Genomic DNA, 2,374 nt, shown 5'->3' with positions numbered 1-2,374 from the left:
GGCTTGCCATCCGGCCCGAAGTCCACCGCCGCCGCCAGCAGGTTGCGCGCGGCATTCCCGCTGAAGAGGCGGGCCAGCCCCGTCGTCTCCACGTCCAGCCAGCGCGCGGCCTGGCGCAGGACGTCCAGGTACTCGCCCTCCATGGCGCGGGGTGGGCGGCTGGGGGCGGCCATGCAGACGCGTGCGTAGCTGTGTTCCCGGTCCACGTACATGCCCATGGAGCGGTCGCGGAAGTCCTTGGAGAGGGCCTGTGTCATCGCGTCCAGGTGCTCCTCGGGGGAGGACACCTTGCCGGACGTCTTGCCGGAGACGAGGGGGATCTCCGCGACGTGCCAGCCGCTGTCAGCCAGTGCTTCCGGACGGGACTCCACCCACTTCACTTCGGGACAGGGGAGGTCCAGCCCCTCGCACACGCCCTTGAGCGTCTGACGCAGAGCGGTGAGGTTGCCTTCGACGTCGGAGAGGAAGAGAACGAGTCGGCGCTGCTGGGACACGTGGGGGGCTCCTTGAGTGGCCCCGTGAAAGCCCCGGCGTTAGCTGAGAATTTCCGGAAGTGACGACGCCCGCCTGCCCCCCAGGCGACAGGGGACGTGCGGGCGCGCTCCAGACCTTCTGGGGACTACTGCTACAGCGGGATGTTGCCGTGCTTGCGCGGCGGGTTCTCCTGCCGCTTGTCCTTGAGCATCTCCAGCGCGCGGATGACCTTGGCGCGGGTCTCCTCCGGACGGATGACCTCGTCGATGTAGCCCAGCTCCGCCGCCTTGAACGGGTTGGCGAACTTCTCACGGTAGTCGTCCGTGAGCTTCTTGCGCTCGGCGTTGGCGTCCTGGGCCTTGATCAGCTCGTTGCGGAAGATGATGTTCACCGCGCCTTCGGGACCCATCACGGCGATTTCAGCGGTGGGGTAGGCGTAGTTGATGTCCGCGCGGATGTGCTTGGACGCCATGACGTCGTACGCGCCGCCGTAGGCCTTGCGGGTGATGAGCGTGATTTTGGGGACGGTGGCTTCCGCGTACGCGTAGAGCAGCTTGGCGCCGTGGGTGATGATGCCGCCCCACTCCTGGTCGGTGCCGGGGAGGAAGCCGGGCACGTCCACCAGGGTGAGCAGGGGGATGTTGAAGCAGTCGCAGAAGCGCACGAAGCGCGCGGCCTTCACGCTGGCGTCGATGTCCAGGCAGCCGGCGAGCACCGCGGGCTGGTTGGCGACGATGCCCACGCTCTTGCCGTTCATGCGCGCGAAGCCGACGACGATGTTCTTCGCGAAGTGCTCCTGCACCTCGAAGAAGTGCTTCGAGTCGACGATGGCGCGGATGATCTCCTTGATGTCGTAGGGCTTGTTCGGGTTCGCCGGGACAATGGACTTGAGCGACTCCTCGGCGCGGAACGGGTCGTCCTCGCACGGCTGCGAGGGCGGGTCCTCCTGGTTGTTGGAGGGCAGGAACGAGAGCAGCTCGCGCGTCATCGCGATGGCGGCCTGCTCGTTCTCCGCGGCGAAGTGGGCCACGCCGGACTTCTGGTTGTGCGTGAGCGCGCCGCCCAGGGACTCCTTGGAGACCTCTTCGTGCGTCACCGTCTTGATGACGTCCGGGCCGGTGATGAACATGTACGACGTGTCCTTCACCATCATGATGAAGTCCGTGATGGCGGGCGAGTACACCGCGCCGCCCGCGCACGGCCCCAGGATGAGCGAAATCTGGGGGACGACGCCGGACGCCAGCGTGTTGCGCAGGAAGATGTCCGCGTAGCCGGCCAGGCTCTCCACGCCTTCCTGGATGCGCGCGCCGCCGGAGTCGTTGAGCCCGATGACGGGCGCGCCCACGCGGGTGGCCAGGTCCATGATCTTGCAGATCTTCTGGGCGTAGGCGCCGGACAGCGAGCCGCCGAAGACGGTGAAGTCCTGGGCGAAGACGAACACCTGGCGGCCTTCCACGGTGCCGTAGCCGGTGACGACGCCGTCGCCCAAAATCTTCTTGTCGCCCATGCCGAAGTCGTTGCTGCGGTGGGTGACGAACTTGTCCAGCTCGCTGAAGGAGCCGGGGTCGAGCAGCAGGTCGATGCGCTCGCGGGCCGTGAGCTTGCCGGCCTCGTGCTGCTTGGCGATGCGGTCGGCGCCGCCGCCCTGCTCGGCCTGCTGCTCCATCTGCTGGAGCCGTGCGCGCAAGGGATCGTTCTCGGGGGTCGTGGCCATGGGGGGCGCTCTAACACGATTGGACGTCGCTGGCAGCGCTTCCCTTGCTCCTGGAGGGGTGGGCGGACGGCCGGGCCCGGTGTGCATGGGACGGGGGCGGGACGGAAGTTCAGGCTGTCACTTATACACATCTCCGAGCCCCCTATACACATCTCCGAGCCCACGGCCGTCTTCTGCTTGAAAAAA

The 2,374-nt window shown here is 67.0% G+C and carries 2 protein-coding genes; both read right to left on the bottom strand.

What is annotated here, in order from left to right; genetic code table 11:
* The coding region (locus D7Y15_RS43150) for a hypothetical protein (RefSeq protein ID WP_121756190.1) at positions 1 to 494 on the bottom strand (494 nt) is incomplete at its 3' end.
* A 131-nt stretch (positions 495 to 625) separates the two neighbouring features.
* Entirely contained in the window at positions 626 to 2,188 is a 1,563-nt protein-coding gene (locus D7Y15_RS43145; RefSeq protein ID WP_120580369.1) for an acyl-CoA carboxylase subunit beta, read from the bottom strand.
* Positions 2,189 to 2,374: the final 186 nt, after the last annotated feature.

It is taken from the genome of Corallococcus sp. AB030, from assembly GCF_003668965.1.
GTDB lineage: Bacteria > Myxococcota > Myxococcia > Myxococcales > Myxococcaceae > Corallococcus > Corallococcus exiguus.
Note: the sequence above shows the minus strand (reverse complement) of the source record. Positions and strands in the feature narration are given on the sequence as shown.